Origin of the sequence: Peptostreptococcus canis (assembly GCF_014229965.1) — a bacterium.
Taxonomy (GTDB): Bacteria; Bacillota; Clostridia; order Peptostreptococcales; family Peptostreptococcaceae; genus Peptostreptococcus; species Peptostreptococcus canis.
Genome location: NZ_JABGBW010000001.1, coordinates 290,590 through 309,001 on the forward strand (window position 1 = coordinate 290,590; position 18,412 = coordinate 309,001).

Below are 18,412 nucleotides of genomic sequence, written 5' to 3' on the forward strand. Positions count from 1 at the left end.
ATATATTGATATAAATTATCTTTTATTAAAAAAGTAATAACTAATAATTAATTAAAAATTTTGGAGGTATAAAAATGAATAAGTTATTTAAGAAAACAATGACAGTGTCAATGGCTGCTGTATCAGCAGTTTCAGTAAGTGGTTTAGGAAATATTGCACTAGCAGAGTCTGCAGTAGAATATTCAGTTCCTGTAAAACTTATGAATGCAAATGAAAATAAACCATCAATGGGAAATGAAGCATTAGATGGACCGGCAAGAGTTGTTGTGAAAGATGGAAAAGCATCTATTTATCTAACAGTTAAGGGATTAAGTTTCCTTAACATGTATGGTCATCTATGGGGTGCAAGTGCATTCGAATCAGATGCCAATTCAAATGAAACACCAGCTATAGTTGAAAAAACTTTTAAAGATAAAGACTTAGAAGGAAAAGAGAGAGTTTTTCCAAAGGTATTAAAATTTGAAAGAAATAAAACTGATGAGAGTGAAATTCTAATAAAAGTTGAAGTTGATGCAATGGATGCTATTAGTAGTGGCGGTGCGACATCATATGAAAATATAAAGAAAGGTTCAGGCGCACAAAAAGCTAAGTTAGTTCTAGATTATAGCAATGCTAAAAAAATTGAAATTCCTAATCAAGAACCGGGGGATGTAACAAGAATAAGTGGTTCAAATAGATATGCTACAGCAGCGAAAATAAGTGAATCAAGTTTTGAAAATGCAGATACAGTAGTATTGGCAAACGGATATAAAGAGGCCGATGCACTAGCAGCATCTCCTATGGCAACTTTATATAAAGCTCCTATTTTATTATCAGATACTAATAAATTGCCAGCAGAGACTAAAAATGAAATAAAGAGATTAAATGCAAAGAAAGTTTTAATAACTGGTGGATTAGGATCTGTATCTAGTGAAGTAGAGTCCACTTTAAAATCAATGGGACTAAATGTAGAAAGAGTTTCTGGTAATAACAGATATAAAACTTCTATAGAGATTGCTAAAAAGATAAGAAATATTTCGAAAGATAATTCTTCAGCAGTTTTAGTAAATGGTCGTAATTTTGCAGATGCATTGGCAGTATCATCATTAGCATCCAGAAAGAGTGCACCGATCTTACTTACTGAATCTAATATGCTAAATTCAGATACTAAGAAAGCCTTGGATGAATGGAATTTAAATAGCGTTACTATTGTTGGTGGAAAATCATCTGTAAGTGATACTGTTATGAACAATGTAAAATCTAATTCAAAGAGTAGAATTGCAGGTTCTAATAGGTTTGCTACTTCTGTAGCGGTTGCAAAGGCTGCATTCCCAGAGGCGAAATCTATAATAGTTGCAAATGGTTTAAAAGCTGCAGATGCATTGGCAGCAGGTGCGATTTCCGTTAAAAAATCTAGTCCTGTAGTATTAGTTGACGGAAGAAATATTTCAAATGACTTATCAGCATTTGTAAAAGGAAACGGGATTTCTAAAGTTCTTATTGTTGGTGGAATGAATTCCGTTGGAAATGAAATACAGAATAATATTTTAAAATAAATATTTTAATGTATTATTATAAAGAAGTTTATTAAAATTCATTAAAAAATACTTCTCTTTATGAATAGATGACATCTATATCATATTTTAGAGAAGTATTTTTTTACTTTGTTAAAAAATATTAAAATATTGACATTTTTTTACAAAAATCAACTAAAAAATGTTATAATAAGAATATAAATTATATGGGAAACTTTATATATGATATTATGAATTAAGCATATTTTGAAATATAAAAAATCCTATAAATTAGTATGTCAAAAAAATATCTATTGGTGGTTTTTTATAATACCTGTGTATATTTATAATCACTAACTAAATATTTTAATTTTTATTATTTTTGGGAGGTAGTAATATGGGAAGATTTACTTTACCGAGAGACCTTTACCATGGTAAGGGATCATTAGAAGAACTAAAAAATTTAAAAGGAAAAAGAGCTATCATTGTTGTTGGTGGTGGATCAATGAAAAGAAATGGTTTTCTAGATAAAGCAAAAGCTTATTTGGAAGAAGCTGGTATGGAGGTTCAAATTTTTGAAGGTGTTGAACCAGATCCATCTGTTGAAACAGTTATGAAAGGTGCTAAGCAAATGCAGGATTTTGGGCCGGACTGGATTGTTTCAATGGGCGGCGGTTCTCCAATTGATGCTGCAAAAACTATGTGGGCATTCTATGAATATCCGGATGTTACTTTTGAAGATTTAGTTGTGCCTTTTAATTTTCCAACATTAAGAACAAAGGCTAAATTCTGTGCTATCCCTTCAACTTCGGGAACTGCAACAGAAGTGACTGCATTTGCAGTTATTACTGATTATAAGAACGGAATAAAGTATCCTCTAGCTGATTTTAACATAACTCCTGATGTGGCAATTGTAGATCCTGAATTAGCTGAAACGATGCCTAAAAAATTGGTGGCCCATACTGGAATGGATGCAATGACACATGCAATTGAGGCTTATGTTTCAACTATGAACTGTGATTATACAGATCCTCTTGCATTACACGCAATAAAAATGATTCATTCTTATTTGAAAGATTCATATGATGGATGCATGGAAGCAAGGGCATATATGCATAATGCACAATGTCTTGCAGGTATGGCATTTTCAAATGCATTGCTTGGTATAGTTCATTCAATGGCACATAAAACCGGTGCTATATTTGATAATGGTCATATAATTCATGGTTGTGCAAATGCTATGTATCTGCCAAAAGTAATTCAATTTAATGCGAAAAATGAAGTCGCTGCAAATCGTTATGCAGATATTGCAAGATTTATAGGTTTAAAAGGTAATTCAACTGCTGAACTTGTAGATGCCCTGGTTGAAGAATTAAGAGCTATGAATGTTTCTCTAGATATACCTCTTGGCATAAAAAATTATGGACCGGGCGGTGTAATAGCAGAAGAAGGAATAGTTGGAGAAGAAGAATTCCTTGCTAAATTACCAAGTATAGCAGAAAATGCAATTGCAGATGCTTGTACAGGTACTAATCCAAGAATACCTAGTGTAGAAGAGATGGCAGAGATTCTAAAATGCTGTTATTATGACAGGCCTGTAGAGTTTTAAATTTTTAATATAATATCTTAACAAGTAAGTATTTTATATAGAAGTTAAATTGAATATTATACAATAAAGAGGGGGTAGCTTAGAAGTTCTTTTTGGCTTAAGGTATATCCCCTTTTTAATTTTTAAATCAAACTAATTATCGATTGACAATCAAGTGAAAATATGTTATCTTAGATATTAAAATTATAGTAGGAGGTTTCAATATGAACAACTTGACTGCAAAAGAAGTTCTTGAAAATAAAATTATCAATAAAGTTTCATCTGTGGGTATTTTTGGAAATATTTTTCTTACCGCATTTAAATTGATGGCAGGTATATTTGCAAATTCAGGTGCGATGATTTCTGATGCTATGCACTCTCTTTCAGATGTTTTTGCAACTTTGATAGCTTTTATAGGAGTGAAATTATCAAAAAAAGAACCGGATAAAGAACACCCATATGGGCATGATAGGTTTGAAAGTGTTGCATCTATTATTTTAGCCCTTATACTTTTAGGAACAGGAGTTGCTATTGGATATACAGGATTGGATAAGATAATAAATTACAAGACTGCAATTATAGAAAAACCGGGAATTATGGCATTAATCGCAGCTATCGTATCTATATTAATCAAGGAATCTATGTTTTGGTATACTAGGTATTATGCAAAGAAAATAAATTCCCAGGCATTTTTGGCAGATGCATGGCATCACAGATCTGATGCACTTTCATCAGTAGGAGCTCTTATTGGTATAGGTCTTGCCAGGTTGGGATATCCGATATTTGATCCAATAGCAAGTATAATAATATGTGCATTAATTATAAAAGTAGGGTATGATATATTTATAGATGGTTTTGGAAAAATGATGGATAAAAGTTGTTCGGATGAAATAGAAGAAAAAATAAGAGTCATTACTTTGAAACAAGACGGAATTTTAGGTATAGATGTTCTTAGAACTAGGGAATTTGGGGCAAAGATGTTTGTGGATATAGAAATAACAGTAGATGGTGATTTAAGTCTAAGAAATGCTCATAGAATATCTGAAATACTTCATGATAGAATAGAAAAGGAATTTCCTGATTGTAAACATTGTATGGTACATGTAAATCCGGATAAAAAATAAGTTGGAGGTTCTTTAATGTTAATGACGTTGTGCTATATGGAAACTGAAAATAGTGTATTGATGCTTTACAGAAATAAAAAGAAAAACGATGTAAACAGAGGAAAGTGGATTGGAGTCAGAGGAAAGTTAGAAAAAAATGAGAAACCTGAAAATGGTATAATAAGGGAAATAAAAGAAGAAACCGGATATACAGCAAATAGGTGTGAATTTAGAGGAATCGTGGTTTTTAATTATAATGAAAATCCTTCCGAATATATGTATTTATATACTTGTGAAGATTTTTACGGTAAATTAAAGGAATGCAATGAGGGAGAATTAAAGTGGATTCCAAAAGATGAAATATCAAATTTGAACCTTTGGGAAGGAGATAGGATTTTTTTAGATTTGATAGGTAAAAATTCTCCTTTCTTTTACCTAACATTAAACTATGCCAACGATAATTTAGTAAGTCATGAATTGGAGTTTGTAGATCGAGAGTATACTGTATTTGAAGTATTCGTTCCGGAAAAATACATTCAGGTGATTGTTGATGAATTGGCAAAATATGAATTGTTAAGAGAAGGATGCTATAATGATGTTTTCGCAGTTATAGATGTAGAAGGGCACTGGACATCGCTTGAAGGTGCGAATCCGTTTGATGGAAAAATCGGAAAACATAGTGTTGTTAAAGAAAAACTAATGAGATTTAGAGTAAAAAAAGAATATAAAGAGCTTGCAAATTATTTAATTAAAAAGGCTCATCCCTATGAAGTTCCTGTAATAAATATATTATAAATTCATTTGTTTGTATAAAATATATTTATTTTTAAATTAAGAAAAATAGGTGAGGAAAAATGCAATTAATTAAGAATTTAAACTTTGATTGTGATTTAGATTTTAGAGTGATAGATAGAGAAGATAATAGTATAGATATTTTTATAGAAACGGATAACAGAACAGTAAATATATATGATGAAGGAAGTGATTTTTTTGATTCAAGAATACAATTTCCTAGAGTTAGAATAATATTATTGAGATTATCTAAAAATAGTACATTGGTGACTGTCCATTTATTGAGGGATATAGATTTGCTTTCTGCTTTTGCAAATTTTGAAGTTGATTATAGAGAAAGTATTTTATCTGTAAAAAATAATCATGAGTATATAATAATTAAAAAAGCATTTGAAAAAAAATATGATAAAATATATATAGTAAAAAAAGTATTTGAAAAAAAAATATGATAAAATATATATAGTAAAAAAAAGTATTTGAAAAAAATGTATAAGGGAGAATATTATTATAAAATATGATAGGAGGATAGCAATGTCAGAGGTTTTAGATCATAAATGTCCATCTTGTGGTGCTTCAGTTGTATTTGATGCTGGTAGCCAAATGGTATCTTGTCCATCTTGTGGGACTAATTTTGATATAAATGAGTTTGTGGATAGGGTTGAAGATTTTCAAAAGGCAACGGTATCATATAACGAAGGAGCAAACGATTTCAAAAGTGGAGTATTGGAAGAAGAAAATGAGAATCAACAGAAAGAAGTAATAGATGATGAATTTCAGATGTACACTTGCAACTCTTGTGCTGCGCAATTACTTTGTGATGAAAACACAGTTGCTACGAGATGTCCATATTGTGATAGTGAAGTAGTGTTTACAGGAAGAGTATCAGAACAATTGAAACCTGATTTTATTATTCCTTTCAAGCATGATAAAGAAGCTGCAAAAAAAGCATTGAAAGATCATACAAAAAATAAGTTTTTACTACCTAAAGTTTTTAAGGATGAGAATCATATAGATGAAATAAAAGGGATTTATGTTCCATATTGGATATTTGATTATAAAATAGAAGGTTCAGCCAATTTTACAGGCACGAAAGTCAGGCATTATTCTGACTCGGAATATAACTATACAGAAACGAGATATTATGATATAGTTGCCGAGGGAGATTGCAAATTTTATTCGGTTCCAGCTGACGGATCGTCAAAACTTGATGATAGTCTCATGGAGTCAATAGAACCTTTTGATTATCAGGATAATAAAGAATTCCAAACTATCTATTTATCAGGATTTTTATCAGAAAGATATGATGTGGATGAAAGTGAAGTGGACGAGATTGTAAAAAATAGAGTGAAAAATACTTTTTCCGATGAATTAGCAAATACTATCTCTGGATATACTACAATTCATTTGGATAGATCTAATTATAAATATTATGATAAAAATGTAAGATATGCTATGATGCCGGTATGGATATTAAATACATCATGGAAAAATAAAAAATACATATTTGCTATGAATGGTCAAACGGGCAAATTCGTGGGTGATTTGCCGGTTGATTGGTTCAAATTTATTGCAGTCACATTAATTTCATTAATATTTTTTGCAATAATAGGATTTGCAATTTTTTTGAGATAGGGGGAAAAGTTCATGGTAAATAATAAAGCATTACATAATGAAAGTAAAAGTTATAATTTATTTAAAAATAATGTGATTGTCCAATTAAGAAAATTATTTGAAATTTTTTCTTTATTTATATTACTATTAAGTTTTTTTACAATAAATATTAGTGCGCAAACTCCTGATTATTCAAAGGGAGGTTCTTTGTTGCTTTCTAACAAGCCTAATGTATTTGATCAGGCTCAGATATTAAATGAAGATACAGAAAGCAAACTAAATAAAATTTCTAAAGACATTAAGAGCAAATATAATGCTGATGTAGTTTTTGTTTCTGTCGAAACACTATCTGATAAAACTGCTACAGAATATGCAGATGATTTTTTTAATAATAATGGATATGGGGCAGATAATGATAAAAATGGTATAGTTTTTCTAGTCTCAGTTAATGAAAGAAAATGGGCTATTTCTACAAACGGTGAAAGTATTGATACCTTTACAGATATTGGACAAAAATATATAATGGACAAAGTGGCTACTGCATTAAAGGATGATGATTTTGATTTGGCATATTTAACTTTTGGTAGGGATGTGGCAGATTTTTACAGGCAGGCAGCAACTGGAAGTCCTTATGATAAATCAAATCTAGACTTACCCAAAACTGGAAAGGATTATTTATATGCTGCCCTTGTGGCTATAATACCAACTGTGATAATAATGGGTGTATTATTTGGACAGTTAAAAAGTGTAGGCAGTGAAAAAAAAGCCATTGCATATTTGGATGATAGCGATAAAAAATTAAGAGTAGTAAGCGAGAGATATGTTAGAACTTCTGTAACAAGAACAAAAAAATCGGATAATAACTCTGGTAGTAGTACGCATTCAAATTCATCAGGTGGTAGAAGTGGTGGAAGTTCCGGTAGTTTTTAAAACTATGTTTGAATATTAAAAATACTCTTTAACTAAGAATAATGCTAAACTAAACCCCAAAAGTTGAATTTTTATATTCGACTTTTGGGGTTTATATGAATATTTGCAAAAATTACAAAAATATATTTTTATTTAAAATTGTGACAAATTATAAAGAAAAAATTTATTTTGCATCATTTTCATTAAAAATATCTCCACATTCTGAACAAAATTTAGGAGGTTTGGAAGGATCTTCCGGTTCCCATCCACATTTATCACATTTATATAATAAGTCATCTGCTGGTTTCTTTTCGCCACACTCCGAACAGAATTTACCTTTATTTACATTAGAACAATTCGGGCATGTCCATCCATCTTGAGGTCTTTTTTCACCACATTCTGTGCAAAACTTTCCTGCAGCAATATTTCCACAGTTACAATTCCAAGAGTCCTGCGCTTTTTTCTCCACATCGATATTTATATTGTTTTGCTGTTGATTTTGTTTTTGTGCAGCACCCATTTCATATAAACTCTGAGCATTTATTCCACCGGCATTTTGAGCCATACCAAGTCCCATAAATCCGGTCATAGCTCCAGCACTATTAGCTCCTGCTGCTTTCATAGCATCTGCTTGAGCAGATGTAAGATTGGCAGCTGCCATATTCGGATCTCTCATAACTGCAGTTCTTTGAAGCTGTTTGATCATTTCTTCATCTTCTTTATTTGCAATTACTGAATTTACACCAAATGATATTATTTTTAAACCTCTTAATTCAGTCCATTTTTTACTAAGTACCTCATTTAACACATTGGCTAATTCCATTGTATGTCCAGGTAAGGAGCTGTATCTGATTCCCATATCTGATATTTTTGAAAATGCAGGCTGAAGGGCAGTAAGAAGTTCGGATTTTAATTGTGATTCGATATCTATTTTTCTAAAATCTTCTTCAACGTTTCCTGTTACATTTGTATAAAAAAGAATTGGATCTATGATTTTAAATGAATATATACCATTACATCTTACCGAAATATCTATATCAAGACCTATATTCTTATCAACTACTCTAAAAGGAACAGGGTTAGGTGTTCCATATTTGTTATCTACTATTTCTTTAGTATTTATATAATATATTCTCTGATCTGTTCCAGTATCTCCCCCATATGTGAATCTTTTCTTAATATTTTCAAATGTAGCTTGAATACCATCCTCTAAATTACCTGCGAATATACTTGGCTCTAAAGTTGAATCGAAAGTGTAAGTTCCAGGTTCAGAACACACATCAATAATTTTACCTTGTTCTACTATTATCATACACTGTCCATCTGCAACTGCAATTCCACTTCCATTTGAGATGATATTCTCGTGTCCTTTTTTATTGGACGATTTTGAAGATGTTTTTTTCTTACCTCTAACCAGTAATATATCTGAGTCAAGAGAGTCACAATAGAAAAATTCTTTCCATTGATCCGCCAAATTGCCTTTTACTGCTGTGATTCCTGCTTTAATTAATCCCATAAATTCCTCCTAATAATGATGTTCGTTTTCCCGTTAATATTTACAATATTGTAATAATAGCATTATTTAAATTAATAATACCATAAAAATACAAGAATATCACTAGAAAACGATTTATAAAATTTTAATATTAACTTAAGGGTACTTAATATATGATATAGTTTTTTTCTATAATATATATTGATATTTTCTATAGTATAGATTAATAAAAAGAATTTAAAAAATGTTAAAATATTAGATGGAAAGAGATTAAACCTACTATTTATAAATTTTAAAAAAAGTTATGATTTAAAGTATGAATTTTTCAAACTTTTAGTTTTTTTATTAAAGGTTATAATTTTCTGTATTTAGTAAAGAAATATATTTCAGTAAAGGAGATAGGTTATGAATGTAGTTTTGGATTTTAATAAATTTTCGTCTATTGATGAGTTTCATGATTTTATCATAGAAGAGTTTGATTTGGATGATTCATACGAAAGGGATATAAGGTCTTTAAAGGAGCTTAAAAATTCATTATATAGTGTGAAATTTATAGTAATTAAGGGTGGAAGTATTGTTATGGAAATGCAGGAAATAATAGAGAAAATATTAGTTAGTTATAATTATTAGTACATAATATTTGCTGTTAGAATAGCTAAAAAATAAATTATTCTAGCATTATATTATTATTATTTAAATTTTCATATGTAAATAAAAAAACTTCCATTTTAAACTTCTGAAATTTAAAATGGAAGTTTTTTCTATTAAATATCTTTTTCAAGGGGCTTTTGAATAAGCCCCATTAAATGACACTTATTGATTCTGATTTAAATGATATTTTAATATATAGAATTAAAGAAGAAATAATTTTGTATATTTTGGATTATCATTATTTTTTTGAATCCAGGTTTCAGCATAACTACAACTAGGAACTGCTTTCCATCCATTTTTTTCAATGACTTTGACAGCTTCCTGCATTAATTTTCCGGCAATTCCCTGTCCACGAAGAACAGGAGAAACGTAAGTACGTGTTATTTCGACCACATTTTCTCCGATAATAGGGAATAGTATTTCTGCTAACATTTCTTCATTTTCATCAACAATAGAAATTCTGTTTTCTTCATAAATATAATTCATTTTTTTAACCTCCATATTATAATTATATAATTATAATATATCACATATAACAGAATTGTTATATATATAGATACAAAATAGAGATTTTATTATACAAATTTAAATACATGGTTTATCGATTAGTGTTTAATTTTATTTTCGAAAAAAACTATATATGAATAATATTTATTGAAAATTATAATTTTGTTAAAATAAAGATTATTTTATTATTTTGGCTTATATTTTTAAATAAAAAAATAATAAAATCGGTAATGCTAATTTTGTACTTAATAATATAAAATTCACATTAATTTTACATTAGGTATACGAAAGAAAATAAAGAAAAGTGTTCCAAAATATTTATAAAAATAAATTGTATAAAATTTTAAGACTTCTAAATACTATTTGATTTACTGTTAACATTATTTAAAATCCAAGAAATTTATTAAAAAAAACAAAAAAATAATAGAATTAAATTTTAAATATGCACATGATTTAGAGTAGTTTTCAGGATATTACTAAAAATAATTAACTTTAATAAATTAAAGATTATCAAGAAAAGATTATTATTATAAATTTCATTACACTTTCATACTGAAATAATATTATTTATTTAGGAAATTATAAATTTAAAAAGGGGTGCAATGAGATGAGTAAAATTTTAGAAATTAATAGCTTTATAGGTTCCATAGTATGGGGATGGCCTATGCTGATTATGTTATTAGGAACAGGAGTTTTTTTGGGGGTAATGACTAGATTTATCGCAATATCCAAATTTGGATATGTGATGAAAAATACGTTGTTTAAAATATTTAAAAAAGATCGCGATGGAGAAGGAGAAGTATCTGCATTTCAGGCTGTATCGACAGCTTTGGCAGCTACTGTTGGTACAGGTAATATAGCTGGTGTTTCTTTAGCAATAGCTATAGGGGGACCAGGAGCAGTTTTTTGGATGTGGTTTTCAGCTATATTAGGAATGTCTACCAAATTTTCTGAGGTTATACTTTCTGTAACTTATAGGAAAAAAGAAGAAAATGGAACTTTTTCCGGTGGTCCGATGTATTATATTGAAAGAGGTCTTGGGTATAAGAAACTTGCTAAAATATTTGCGTTTTTCGGTGGTGTTGCTTCGTTTGGTATAGGATGTATGACTCAATCAAATTCAATTGCTGAAGCACTTAAAGCATCATTTAGTTTTGATACAAGAATAGTAGGTATAGTACTAGCTTTATTAGCAGGAATTGTAATAATAGGTGGAATTAAGAGAATAGGTGCAGTAACAGAAAAATTTGTACCGCTAATGGCATTATTTTATATAGTTGGAGCTTTAATTATAATAATTATGAATGCCAACCAAATTCCACACGCATTTTCATTAATTTTTTCAAGTGCATTTACAGGACAGGCAGCAGTCGGAGGTTTTGCGGGTTCTACTTTAATGATGGCTTTAAGAAATGGTGTAGCTCGTGGTGTATTCACAAATGAAGCGGGTCTTGGTAGTGCTCCAATAGCACATGCTGCAGCAACAACGGATCATCCGGTTAGACAGGGATTATGGGGTGTATTTGAAGTATTTATGGATACTTTGTTAATATGCACAATGACTGCATTAGTAGTTATTGTTACAGGAACTTGGAATTCCGGTTTACAGGGGGCTGCACTTACTACAGCAGCTTTTCAAAAAGGATTTAATGGTGGCCAGTATATAGTTGCAATTGGATTAACATTATTTGCATTCTCTACAATTCTTGGTTGGTCTTATTATGGTGAAAAATGTACTCAATATTTATTAGGGCAAAAATTTGTTAGATATTATAGAATGATATATATTCCTCTTGTTTTTGTAGGTGCTATAGGAGGTCTTCAGTCTATATGGGCGATTTCAGATACACTTAATGGGTTGATGGCATTACCAAACTTAGTTGGTCTATTGCTATTGTCTAAAGTTGTCATTATAATGATAAGAGATTTCTTTAAAGATCCGGATAGGATTAGATTATCTGAAAATGAATATATAGATTTATTACCGGAAAAATTTAGACCTAGATAATATTAAAACATGGATTATTAAAATTGCTAATCAATCTTAAACTCAAGGTTGGTTAGCTTTGTTTTTTTGATATATTTGATATAATAATAACTATAATGTTATGGAGGTGAAGATTATGTTGGTAGAACTATGTATAGATAATTATGAAGGTGCATTAATAGCATCCAAATTAGGATACGATTCAGTCGAAGTAAATTCTTCATTATTTTTGGGAGGATTGACTCCGACCTTAGGATTGGTAAAATCTATATTAGAAAATTTAAATATAGATACGATGGTTATGATAAGAAATAGGGCTGGTGGATTTTGCTATACAGATGCCGAATATGATGAGATGAAAAGGGAGTTATCAATTTTTCTTAAAGAAGATATCACGGGTATAGTTTTTGGTTTTTTAGATGAAAATTTTGAAATAAATACCGAAAGAACTAAAGAATTTATAGAACAAATACATAAAAGTGGAAAAAAGGCAATTTTTCATAGAGCATTTGATAATACTGCAGATCCTGTTAAATCAATTAAATTGTTAATAGAATTGGGGATAGACAGAGTTTTAACAAGTGGGCAAAAAAGTAATGCAATAGAGGGTAGGGATACTTTGAAATATCTAATAGAAAATTACGGTGATAAAATAGAAATAATTTGTGGTTCAGGACTAAATTCTGACAATATAATGGATTTTATAGAATTTACCGGAACAAAATTGGTACATTCTTCATGTAAAGAATACAGACGAGATATAACTACTGTGAATAATGTAAGTTATGCATTTTTAAATGGAGAAAGAGAAAAAATGTATCAAATTACATCTTATAAGGAGTCTATTAATTTTATAAGAAAAGCAAGGAAAATTGATAAATAAAAGTAATTATTTTAGACATAGTATTTATTTATCATATTGTTCGGATTACTTAAAAATATATTGCAGTTATGGTATAATAATATTTATGGCGAAAAAAATAGAGAGGTATTATTATGGAGAAATATATTAATTTAAGTTTAAATGAATTTTCGAGAGAAGTAGCAGCAAAAAAATCTATGCCCGGTGGAGGAAGTGTGGCTGCATATTCAGCTACTTTGGCTTCTTCTCTTGCATCTATGGTTGCAAATTTTACAATCGGTAAAAAGAAATATTTGGAATATGAAGATGATATAAAATTAATTTTGGAGCAGGCTTATGATTTAGAAAAAGAATGTTTGGAATTAGTAGATCTTGATATAGAAGAGTATCTTCCTCTAGCAGAAGCTTATAAAATGACAGAAAGAAGCGAAGAAGAAAAAAAGATTAAAGAAATTGAAATACAGCGTTGTTTGAAGAATGCGGCGAAGGTGCCTCTAAATACATTAAAAACAGCAGATAAAATAGCTAAACTTCACAAAGAATTACTGGTTAAAGGTTCCAGAATGTTAATTAGTGATGTCGGAGTGGGTGTACAAATGTTAAAAGCGAGTGTATTAAGTGCGAAATTGAATATTTTAATAAATATAAAATACATAGATGATGTTGAATTTGTTCAAAACTATAAAAAAGAAATGGATAATTTAGTCGAAAGAATAACGGATATTTGTGATTATGTATACGAAAATGTAGTCGATATTTTATTGTAAATTTTAAAAATTTATAAAACTAATTTTAATATCGATATAAAAATGGAGGTTTTATGGAAAATAATGGTCTATTAAAAGGAAAACCAGTGGCTGATAGTCTGACTGAAGAACTTATAAAAAAAACACAGGAATTAAATAAAAGAAATATATTTCCGAAGCTTGCTATGGTTAGAGTAGGGAACAGAGAAGATGATCTATCTTATCAAAAAGCTGCCAGTAATAGATGTTCTAAATGCGGAATATTAACTGAAATAGTAGAATTAGATGAAAATTGCAGTCAAGACGAGTATATAAACACACTTAAAAATTTAAATGATGATATATCGGTGAATGGAATATTATGTTTTAGACCGCTACCAAAGAGTTTAGATGAGAAGAAAATAGCAGAAACAATTTCTCCTGAAAAGGATGTGGATTGTTTTTCTCCAGAAAATATAGCCAGACTAGTTATGGGAGAAAAATGTTTTCCACCATGTACACCAGAGGGAGTTATGGAAATTTTAAATTATTACGATGTAGATGTTCAAGGGAAAAAGGTCGTGATTTTAGGCAGGTCATTATTAGTAGGAAAGCCACTATCAATGTTGCTTCTAAATAAAAATGCAACCGTTACAATATGCCACTCTAAGACAGAAGCTATAGAAAATATTTCAAAGGGAGCTGATATTTTAGTTTCTTGTATGGGGAAATTAAAAATGGTTGACAAAAAATATATTGGAGAAGGTAGTACTGTAATAGATGTAGGAATCAATTTTGACAATGATGGTAATATGTTTGGTGATGTGAATTTTGAGGATATCAGAGATATTGTAGGAAAAATTACTCCAGTTCCGGGAGGTGTTGGTTCTGTCACTACTTCTATTTTGGCAAAGCACGTGTTAGAGACCTGTATAAAACAAAATAGTTAGTGGGCAGATATATTATGTTTGGAATATTTGGAAATTCTAAGGATCAAAATGTTGCCAGTATATTAAAAACTACAGGAACATTAAAATATAAAATGATATTATATTCATTTTTAATAGGATTAATAAGTGGCGGCGTAATAATAGTATATAGAATATTAGGCGAGTATTTGCTTGAACATTTTCAAATTATGTATAAAAAAGCAAATGGGCATTTATTATATATGATAATTATTTTTGCATTGCTAGTATGCATTTCATTATTTGTATCTTTTTGTGTAAAAATGGAACCAAATATCTCGGGTTCTGGTATACCACAGGTTGAGGGTACAATTACGAGAAGAATTAAAACCGACTGGAAAAAAGTATTATTTTTTAAATTTATAGGTGGAGTTATGACATTAGCGGCAGGTTTATCTGTAGGTAGAGAAGGTCCTTCAATACAAATGGGAGCTGCTGTTGGCGAAGGTATAGCCAAAAAAACAAATAGAATGGATCACGAACAGAAATATTTGTTGACTAGTGGAGCATCGGCCGGTCTTGCAGCTGCATTTAATGCACCATTAGCCGGTGTGATGTTTGCATTAGAGGAGGTTCATAAGAATTTTTCTCCGGTTGTTCTGATGTCTGCAATGGTTTCTGCAGTTACAGCTGATATAATGACGAAGTCCGTATTAGGTATTAATCCATCATTGAGATTTTCTATGCTTCATGTAATGCCGATAAAATACTATTGGTCATTAATAATATTAGGAATACTTGTCGGATTAAGTAGTTATATTTTCAATAATGGATTATTATTTACTAAACATTTTTATAAAAAGATGCCTATAAAGTTAGAGTATAAAATAATGATACCTTTTTTACTTTCAGGTATAATTGGTATGACATTCCCTCTATTAATAGGTGGAGGTCATATATTAATAATGCAAATAAGTGCAATGAAATTTAGTATTCTTATGGTATTAATGATTTTAGTTATAAAATATATATTTACATTTATTTCATTTGGTTCCGGAGTACCAGGGGGAATATTTTTTCCATTACTTGCTTTAGGGGCCATTATAGGCAATATGTTTGCCATGATATGTATAAGATATTTGGGAGTGCCACAAGAATATTTAATAAATTTTGCTATACTTGCAATGGCAGGTCATTTTGCTGCAATAGTAAAAGCACCTATTACAGGAATTATATTAATATATGAAATGACAGGTTCATTTGAACATTTACTGCCACTGTCGGTTGTAGTATTTGTAGCTATGATAGTTTCTGATTTATTAGGTGTCGAACCTGTATATGATATGTTATTAGAAGATATACTTGGAAATAAAAATAATGAGATGTACGAAGGTGAAAAAAATAAAAAAACGTTGGTTGAACTTTCCGTTCATCTTGGTAGTGAGGTTGAGGGAAAATACGTTTCTGATATCAAATGGCCGGAAAACTGTCTTGTCGTGGCAATATATAGAGGGGAAAATGAAATAATACCAAGAGGTAAAACCATGATACTTGAAGGTGATATGTTATTGATAATGGTAAATCAAACTGAATCGCCAAGAATGCTTGATTATCTAAATAGTTTGACCATACAGCGATAGTGAAGATAACTATTATATTGATTTGCCATAACGTGATATTTATTGACTGATAGGAATATCAGAAAATATTTTATACAAGGAGGAATTATGCAGGAACTGAATAACGAACAGAAAAAAGCTGTAGAACATCTAGATGGTCCATGCTTGGTATTGGCAGGTCCCGGTTCTGGTAAAACAAGAGTAATTGCCCATAGAATAGTGAATTTAGTCGTTGAAAAAAATATTCCTCCTACTAGAATATTAGCAATAAGCTTTACAAAAGTTTCTTCTCTTGATATAAAGAAAAAAACTATAGAATTATCTAATGATGACAGGATAAAAAAGGTTAATTTTGGGACATTTCATTCTATATTTTTTAGAATACTTAGAAGATATGATAATATAGGACTTGAAGATTTGATATCTGAAAATGATAGATATCAACTTATGAAAATAATACTAAAACAAAATAAAATCACTAATTTTAGCGAAGATGATATAGGGGAAGTATTGTCTGAAATATCATATGTGAAGAATGAATTAATGAATGCAAAAAAATTTAAATCTAGTAAATTTGATAGCGATGTTTTTGAGAATATTTATAATTCATATGAAAATGGTAAAAATAAAATCAATAAAATTGACTTTGATGATATGCTAATAAAAACTTATGAAATATTATTCAAAAATGAAGAAATATTAAACATAATAAGACAAGTTTTTAGATATATTCTCATTGATGAATTTCAAGATATAAATAAAGTGCAATTTGAAATAATAAAATTAATTGCTCATAATAAAAATAATTTGTTTGTAGTGGGAGATGAAGATCAAAGTATATATGGATTTAGGGGATCAAGACCCGACTTTATGGTCGATTTTTCGAATTACTTTGAAAATGCTAAAAAAATATTTTTGAAGAAAAACTATAGATCAAAAAGAAATATAATATCGATATCCCAAAATTTAATTTCAAAAAATACAAACAGGTATAAAAAAACAATAATACCGGAAATAAAACAAGATGGTGATATAAAAATACAATATAGTTTAGATATTGATGATGAAGCTAAAAAAATAGCATCTGAAATAAAGTTACTTGTAGAAAAAGGTCGAGAATATAGTGATTTTGCAATTATATATAGAACAAATAGACAATCAAGGGCATTTGTAGATGTCTTTATGGATAATAGAATACCTTTTATATTAAAAGATGTACCTAGAAGCATATATGATCATTGGGTGAGCTTAGATTTAATAGCGTATTTAAAAGTAGCAGTTGGTATATCCTCAAACGATGACTGGGCAAGAATAATAAATAAGCCGTACAGATATATTTCTAAGTCAGTTATAAAAAAGGCTATTGATAGTGATGATTTTTTTGAATATCTTATAAAAACTGATGATATTAAATCTTTTCAAAAAAAAGACTTGGAAGATTTATATGAAGACTTAAATTATATTAAGGGATTAGCACCGGAATATGCCATTTCATACATAAGATCTACATTAGATTATGATAGATACATACTTGAATATTGTCATGATAGAAAGATAAAATCCAAACAAATAATAGAGGTTATGGACGAGTTTGAAATATCTTCTAAAGGATATAAGACTATCTTAGATTTTTTTAAACATATTTCCGAAGTAAAAGTAGAGATAAAAAAGAGAACCGAAAATAAGGTCAATAATTCGATGAATTCAATTATGAGTGAAGGTGTTATATTGACTACGATGCACTCGGCTAAAGGTTTAGAATTTAAAAACGTATACGTAGTTGGCGTAAATGAAGGAACAATTCCTTTTAACAATTCGGAAGATATTGAGGATATGAATCTGGAAGAGGAAAGAAGATTAATGTATGTTGCTGTTACAAGAGCTAAAGAGAGCCTTACAATCAGCATTCCACAAAAGAAATTTAATAAAAAAATAAATCAGTCCAGATTTATTAAAGAGTTGTATGGAAAATAAAAATTGAAAATACAAAAATAATTTTGAAAAGTGCTTGACATAAACAAAAGTCAAACGTATAATAAAAATCATAAATCAATATAAAAATTCTATGATGAAGAGAGTAGCTTAAATGGATTTTCAGCGAGTTGGGAAAAGGTGCAAGCCCGGTATTGAAGTTTATGTGAAGAGAGCTTCTGAGAATACTA

16 protein-coding genes and 1 other annotated feature (1 of these 17 cut by a window edge) are annotated in these 18,412 nt (G+C 29.5%); of the genes, 14 read left to right on the forward strand and 2 right to left on the reverse strand.

From position 1 onward, the window contains the following. The first annotated feature begins 74 nt into the window (after positions 1-74). The 7 genes from HLB29_RS01420 (at position 75) to HLB29_RS01450 (ending at position 7,517) form a co-directional block, all read left to right on the forward strand. Positions 75-1,535 (forward strand): cell wall-binding repeat-containing protein, encoded by a 1,461-nt coding sequence (locus HLB29_RS01420; RefSeq protein WP_185623375.1) that lies wholly within the window; start codon positions 75-77, stop codon positions 1,533-1,535. A gap of 355 nt (positions 1,536-1,890) precedes the next feature. Further along, positions 1,891-3,102 (forward strand): iron-containing alcohol dehydrogenase, encoded by a 1,212-nt coding sequence (locus tag HLB29_RS01425; RefSeq protein ID WP_185623376.1) that lies wholly within the window; start codon positions 1,891-1,893, stop codon positions 3,100-3,102. A 203-nt stretch (positions 3,103-3,305) separates the two neighbouring features. After that, positions 3,306-4,205 (forward strand): cation diffusion facilitator family transporter, encoded by a 900-nt coding sequence (locus tag HLB29_RS01430; protein WP_185623377.1) that lies wholly within the window; start codon positions 3,306-3,308, stop codon positions 4,203-4,205. Positions 4,206-4,220: 15 nt separating this feature from the next. Further along, positions 4,221-4,979 (forward strand): NUDIX domain-containing protein, encoded by a 759-nt coding sequence (locus HLB29_RS09755; protein ID WP_185623378.1) that lies wholly within the window; start codon positions 4,221-4,223, stop codon positions 4,977-4,979. A 59-nt stretch (positions 4,980-5,038) separates the two neighbouring features. Beyond that, the gene (locus tag HLB29_RS01440) at positions 5,039-5,425 is read left to right on the forward strand and encodes a hypothetical protein (protein WP_185623379.1); all 387 of its coding nucleotides are present in this window, start codon (positions 5,039-5,041) and stop codon (positions 5,423-5,425) included. Positions 5,426-5,507: 82 nt separating this feature from the next. Further along, a complete protein-coding gene (locus HLB29_RS01445; protein ID WP_185623380.1) occupies positions 5,508-6,608 on the forward strand; it encodes a TFIIB-type zinc ribbon-containing protein in 1,101 nt (366 codons plus the stop codon). Positions 6,609-6,620: 12 nt separating this feature from the next. Further along, entirely contained in the window at positions 6,621-7,517 is an 897-nt protein-coding gene (locus HLB29_RS01450) for a TPM domain-containing protein (protein WP_185623381.1), read from the forward strand. A 163-nt stretch (positions 7,518-7,680) separates the two neighbouring features. On the opposite strand, the gene HLB29_RS01455 is transcribed toward HLB29_RS01450, so the two are convergent. Then, the gene (locus HLB29_RS01455; RefSeq protein ID WP_185623382.1) at positions 7,681-9,012 is read right to left on the reverse strand and encodes an SPFH domain-containing protein; all 1,332 of its coding nucleotides are present in this window, start codon (positions 9,010-9,012) and stop codon (positions 7,681-7,683) included. A 384-nt stretch (positions 9,013-9,396) separates the two neighbouring features. On the opposite strand from HLB29_RS01455, the gene HLB29_RS01460 reads away from it, so the two are divergent. Then, positions 9,397-9,621 carry a barstar domain protein gene (locus tag HLB29_RS01460; protein WP_185623383.1) on the forward strand — a complete coding sequence of 75 codons (225 nt, stop codon included), beginning with the start codon at positions 9,397-9,399 and terminating at the stop codon, positions 9,619-9,621. 222 nt (positions 9,622-9,843) lie between these two features. Here the strand turns inward: HLB29_RS01460 and HLB29_RS01465 are convergent, their stop codons facing one another. Next, positions 9,844-10,128, reverse strand: coding sequence for a GNAT family N-acetyltransferase (locus tag HLB29_RS01465; protein WP_185623384.1), 285 nt, complete (start codon positions 10,126-10,128; stop codon positions 9,844-9,846). 628 nt (positions 10,129-10,756) lie between these two features. Between HLB29_RS01465 and HLB29_RS01470 the strand changes: the two genes are divergently transcribed. The 6 genes from HLB29_RS01470 (at position 10,757) to HLB29_RS01495 (ending at position 18,224) form a co-directional block, all read left to right on the forward strand. Further along, a complete protein-coding gene (locus HLB29_RS01470) occupies positions 10,757-12,157 on the forward strand; it encodes an alanine/glycine:cation symporter family protein (RefSeq protein ID WP_185623385.1) in 1,401 nt (466 codons plus the stop codon). A 115-nt stretch (positions 12,158-12,272) separates the two neighbouring features. Beyond that, positions 12,273-13,019 (forward strand): copper homeostasis protein CutC, encoded by a 747-nt coding sequence (locus tag HLB29_RS01475; RefSeq protein WP_185623386.1) that lies wholly within the window; start codon positions 12,273-12,275, stop codon positions 13,017-13,019. Between the two features lie 113 nt (positions 13,020-13,132). Next, entirely contained in the window at positions 13,133-13,765 is a 633-nt protein-coding gene (locus tag HLB29_RS01480) for a cyclodeaminase/cyclohydrolase family protein (protein ID WP_207719485.1), read from the forward strand. Positions 13,766-13,818: 53 nt separating this feature from the next. Beyond that, entirely contained in the window at positions 13,819-14,673 is an 855-nt protein-coding gene (locus HLB29_RS01485) for a bifunctional 5,10-methylenetetrahydrofolate dehydrogenase/5,10-methenyltetrahydrofolate cyclohydrolase (protein WP_185623387.1), read from the forward strand. 14 nt (positions 14,674-14,687) lie between these two features. Then, on the forward strand, positions 14,688-16,271 hold the full coding sequence (locus HLB29_RS01490) for a ClC family H(+)/Cl(-) exchange transporter (protein ID WP_185623388.1): 1,584 nt from the start codon (positions 14,688-14,690) through the stop codon (positions 16,269-16,271). Positions 16,272-16,358: 87 nt separating this feature from the next. Continuing rightward, positions 16,359-18,224 carry an ATP-dependent helicase gene (locus tag HLB29_RS01495; RefSeq protein ID WP_185623389.1) on the forward strand — a complete coding sequence of 622 codons (1,866 nt, stop codon included), beginning with the start codon at positions 16,359-16,361 and terminating at the stop codon, positions 18,222-18,224. 82 nt (positions 18,225-18,306) lie between these two features. Further along, positions 18,307-18,412, forward strand: a binding site (T-box leader) (it continues 97 nt past the right edge of the window).

Coding starts and splice junctions, on each gene's coding strand:
- HLB29_RS01425 (WP_185623376.1), top strand. CDS start 1,891: ATGGGAAGATTTACTTTACCGAGAGACCTTTACCATGGTAAGGGATCA.
- HLB29_RS01490 (WP_185623388.1), top strand. CDS start 14,688: ATGTTTGGAATATTTGGAAATTCTAAGGATCAAAATGTTGCCAGTATA.
- HLB29_RS01480 (WP_207719485.1), top strand. CDS start 13,133: ATGGAGAAATATATTAATTTAAGTTTAAATGAATTTTCGAGAGAAGTA.
- HLB29_RS01440 (WP_185623379.1), top strand. CDS start 5,039: ATGCAATTAATTAAGAATTTAAACTTTGATTGTGATTTAGATTTTAGA.
- HLB29_RS01465 (WP_185623384.1), bottom strand. CDS start 10,128: ATGAATTATATTTATGAAGAAAACAGAATTTCTATTGTTGATGAAAAT.
- HLB29_RS01430 (WP_185623377.1), top strand. CDS start 3,306: ATGAACAACTTGACTGCAAAAGAAGTTCTTGAAAATAAAATTATCAAT.
- HLB29_RS01495 (WP_185623389.1), top strand. CDS start 16,359: ATGCAGGAACTGAATAACGAACAGAAAAAAGCTGTAGAACATCTAGAT.
- HLB29_RS01450 (WP_185623381.1), top strand. CDS start 6,621: ATGGTAAATAATAAAGCATTACATAATGAAAGTAAAAGTTATAATTTA.
- HLB29_RS09755 (WP_185623378.1), top strand. CDS start 4,221: ATGTTAATGACGTTGTGCTATATGGAAACTGAAAATAGTGTATTGATG.
- HLB29_RS01420 (WP_185623375.1), top strand. CDS start 75: ATGAATAAGTTATTTAAGAAAACAATGACAGTGTCAATGGCTGCTGTA.
- HLB29_RS01460 (WP_185623383.1), top strand. CDS start 9,397: ATGAATGTAGTTTTGGATTTTAATAAATTTTCGTCTATTGATGAGTTT.
- HLB29_RS01475 (WP_185623386.1), top strand. CDS start 12,273: ATGTTGGTAGAACTATGTATAGATAATTATGAAGGTGCATTAATAGCA.
- HLB29_RS01455 (WP_185623382.1), bottom strand. CDS start 9,012: ATGGGATTAATTAAAGCAGGAATCACAGCAGTAAAAGGCAATTTGGCG.
- HLB29_RS01470 (WP_185623385.1), top strand. CDS start 10,757: ATGAGTAAAATTTTAGAAATTAATAGCTTTATAGGTTCCATAGTATGG.
- HLB29_RS01445 (WP_185623380.1), top strand. CDS start 5,508: ATGTCAGAGGTTTTAGATCATAAATGTCCATCTTGTGGTGCTTCAGTT.
- HLB29_RS01485 (WP_185623387.1), top strand. CDS start 13,819: ATGGAAAATAATGGTCTATTAAAAGGAAAACCAGTGGCTGATAGTCTG.